Origin of the sequence: Pseudonocardia sp. D17, assembly GCF_036984265.1 — a bacterium.
Lineage (GTDB): Bacteria > Actinomycetota > Actinomycetes > Mycobacteriales > Pseudonocardiaceae > Pseudonocardia > Pseudonocardia benzenivorans.
Genome location: NZ_BPRG01000159.1, coordinates 1 through 3,160 on the forward strand (window position 1 = coordinate 1; position 3,160 = coordinate 3,160).

At 71.4% G+C, this 3,160-nt stretch carries 3 protein-coding genes; all 3 read left to right on the forward strand.

Translation table 11 applies throughout. The features are described 5' to 3' along the window. The first annotated feature begins 13 nt into the window (after positions 1-13). Genes PSD17_RS23420 through PSD17_RS23430 form a run of 3 tightly spaced genes read left to right on the forward strand, consistent with a single transcriptional unit; the run spans position 14 to position 3,004 of the window. Positions 14-1,048, forward strand: a complete 1,035-nt coding sequence (locus PSD17_RS23420; protein ID WP_013674316.1) for a LacI family DNA-binding transcriptional regulator — start codon at positions 14-16, stop codon at positions 1,046-1,048. Next, positions 1,045-1,974, forward strand: a complete 930-nt coding sequence (locus PSD17_RS23425; protein ID WP_013674317.1) for a PfkB family carbohydrate kinase — start codon at positions 1,045-1,047, stop codon at positions 1,972-1,974. Before PSD17_RS23420 ends, PSD17_RS23425 begins: the two co-directional genes overlap by 4 nt. A gap of 37 nt (positions 1,975-2,011) precedes the next feature. Beyond that, a complete protein-coding gene (locus PSD17_RS23430) occupies positions 2,012-3,004 on the forward strand; it encodes a ribose-phosphate diphosphokinase (RefSeq protein ID WP_013674318.1) in 993 nt (330 codons plus the stop codon). The last annotated feature ends 156 nt before the right edge of the window (positions 3,005-3,160 follow it).

The following is a 3,160-nucleotide window of genomic DNA, read 5'->3' on the forward strand; positions in this document are numbered from 1 at the left end:
GAGGTGACGTGACGTGACGCAGTCCGACCGCAGGCGCAAGCGGCCCACCATGAAGGACGTCGCCGAGCACGCGCGGGTGTCAGTGAGCACGGTGAGCTACGTGCTCAACGACTCCGGGCCGGTAGCCCCGGAGCGGCGGGACCGGGTGCTCGATGCCGTGCGGGTCCTCGAGTACTCGCCCAACGAGTCCGCTCGCAACCTCAAGCGGCGCGGCGCGGCCACCATCGGGATGATCGTGCCCGAGTTGACCAACCAGTTCTTCGCGATGGTCACCGAGGGTGTGCAGCGGGCCGCCTCCGCTCGGGACGTCCTGGTGGTCCTGGTGGTGCCGGACGCGTCCGAGCTGCCGGAGGAGAAGCAGGCGCAGCTCCTGCGCAGCCAGCGCATCGACGGCGTGATCTACCTGTCCGGGACCGGGTCGATGCCGGCGTCGATCTACGAGCTGGCGCGCTCCGGGCCGGTCGTGCTGGTCGACGAGCAGATTCCGGGCCTGGACCTGCCTGCGGTGGTGTGCGAGGCCCGCAAGGGAGCGCGGGAGGTCGCGGCGCTCGTGATGGAGCAGGGGCATCGCCAGGTCGCCGTGATCGGGGGGCCGCCCGGTCTGTGGACGGCCCAGCAGCGGCTGGCCGGGTATCGGGAGGCGTTCGCCGGGGCCGGGCTGGACCCGGACTCGGTGCCGGTGTTCGCCGGTGACTATCGGCACGAGTCCGGACGCGAGCTCGCGGCGAAGGCCCTGGACGCCGAGCCTCGGCCGACTGCGCTGATCTGCATGAACGATCTGATGGCGATCGGGGCGATGGAGCACCTGCGCGAGGCCGGGCTGCGCATCCCGGAGGACGTGAGTGTCGTCGGCTTCGACGACCTCCCGGTCTCGGCGTTGCTCACGCCGCGGTTGACCACCGTCCGTCAGCCCGCGCACGACATGGGCTTCCGGGCGGCGTCGGCCCTGTTCGACCTGCTGGAGAGGGGCGAGTCCGGCGCGATCGGCGAGCTCCCCGCCGTCGTCCAGGTGCGGGAGTCCGTGTGCCCGCCGAGGTCCGACCGATGACCCCCCGGGTGCTCGTGGTCGGCGCGGTGAACGTCGACCTGGTGGTGCACACCGACCGGCTGCCGGGGCCCGGGGAGACCGTGGTGGGTCCGGGCGTCGCGCGGCACGGCGGTGGGAAGGGTGCGAACGCGGCGGTCGCCGCGGCCCGGGCCGGCGCAGAGGTTCGCTACTGTGGCGCCGTCGGCGCGGACGACACCGGAACCGGTGCTCTGGCCGACCTGCGCGCGGAGGGGATCGACGTCACCGACGTGGCCGTGCTCGAGGACGTCGCCACCGGCACGGCCCTGATCGTCGTCGACGGCCGCGGGGAGAACCAGATCGCGGTGGGAGCCGGGGCCAACGCGGCCGTGGAACCGGCTGCGGTGCGCGCCGCAGTGGCGCGCTCGGCGGAGTGGGCCGGCTGCGTGCTGGTCAGCACCGAGATCCCGCCGGAGGCGGTCGCGGCGGCGGTGGAGACGACGGTGGCGCACGGGTTGGCGTGCGTGCTCAACCCCGCACCGGTGGCCGCGGGCCTGGTGGACCTGCTCCGGCTCGGCCCGGTCGTCACGCCGAACCGGTCTGAGCTGCGGGACCTCTACGCGCTGGTGGAGGAGGGTACGGCCGGCTCGGTCGCGGAGATGGCGACCGCGGTGGCCGCTCTGACCGGCGCATCGGTGGTGGTGACGCTCGGCGGCGACGGGGTGTTGATCGTCGACCCCGAGCGGGGGGTGACGTCCCTGCCCGCCCCGCCCGCGGACGTCCGGGACACCACCGGCGCGGGCGACACGTTCAACGGGGTGCTCGCAGCCGCGCTGGCCGCTGGAGCCGCGGTCCCCGAGGCCGTCGCCCGGGGCGTGGCGGCAGCCTCGCTGTCCGTCGGCACGGTCGGGGCACGAGCCGGCATGCCACGGGCTGCGGCGATCGACGGAGCGACGGGGCCGGGCTGATGGGCCGACCCCCACGAACCCCACGAAGGGTGGATTCATGACGGCGTCTCTACAGCGGGGCTACGACAAGCGGCTGATGCTGTTCTCGGGCCGCGCGAACCCTGTGCTTGCCGACCGGATCGCCGGGCAGCTGGGTGTCGATCTCGGTCCGATCACGCTCAGGACCTTCTCCAACGACGAGGTCTACTGCCGGTTCGACGAGTCGATCCGCGGCGCGGACGTGTTCCTCGTCCAACCCATGTGCGCCAACCCCGAGAGCGGGATCAACGCCAACGACGCGCTGCTCGAGCTGCTGGTCATGGTCGACGCGGCGGTCGGGGCCAGCGCCCACCGGGTGATCGCCGTGACCCCCTGGTACGGCTACTCCCGACAGGACAAGAAGTCCGCCCCCCGCGAGCCGATCTCGGCCCGGATGGTCGCCCGCACCCTCGAGGCGGTCGGCGTGGACCGAGTGCTGACCATGGATCTGCACGCAGGCCAGCTACAAGGTTTCTTCGGGATCCCGGTCGACCACATGACCGCGCTGATGATGCTCGCCGACCACTTCGCCGGCCTGGACGACGACCTGGTCGTCGTCGCCCCGGACGCCGGCCGGGTCAAACTGAACAAACAGTTCGCCACCCGCATGGGCGCCGGGCTGGCCATCCTGGACAAGGAACGACCCGCCCAACAGGTCGCCGAGATCAACCAGGTGATCGGCGACGTCCGAGGAAAGACCGCGATCATCGTCGACGACATCATCGACACCGCGGGCACGCTACGCGCCGCCGGCGAGGCGGTGGTCCGGGCCGGAGCCCGGCGCGTGTTCGCCGCCGCCACCCACCCCGTGTTCAGCGGCCGGGCCTACGACAACCTCGCGGCCTCCCCGTTCGAACGCATCGTCGTCACCGACACCATCCCACTCCGCCCCGGCGCCCCACCCACGATCGACGTCGTGTCCTGCGCCCCACTACTCGCCGACTCCATCCACCGAATCTTCACCGACGACTCCGTCAGCGAAGTCTTCGGCGGCAAGAACCACCTCTTCTAGGTTCACTCGATGAGGACACGGTGGTGCTTCCCGGACGGGGTCGCTACAGTCGTGGAAACGTTTATATTCCCACTGTCGTAGAGGAGAGACGACATGGCATTGAAGTTCTGGGTGACGACGCCCTTCTTCTACTCGGACATGGATCGCCCGTGGGGC

Excerpts from the sequence above, each read along its gene's own strand:
- PSD17_RS23425 (WP_013674317.1), top strand. The coding sequence starts at position 1,045 with ATGACCCCCCGGGTGCTCGTGGTCGGCGCGGTGAACGTCGACCTGGTG.
- PSD17_RS23430 (WP_013674318.1), top strand. The coding sequence starts at position 2,012 with ATGACGGCGTCTCTACAGCGGGGCTACGACAAGCGGCTGATGCTGTTC.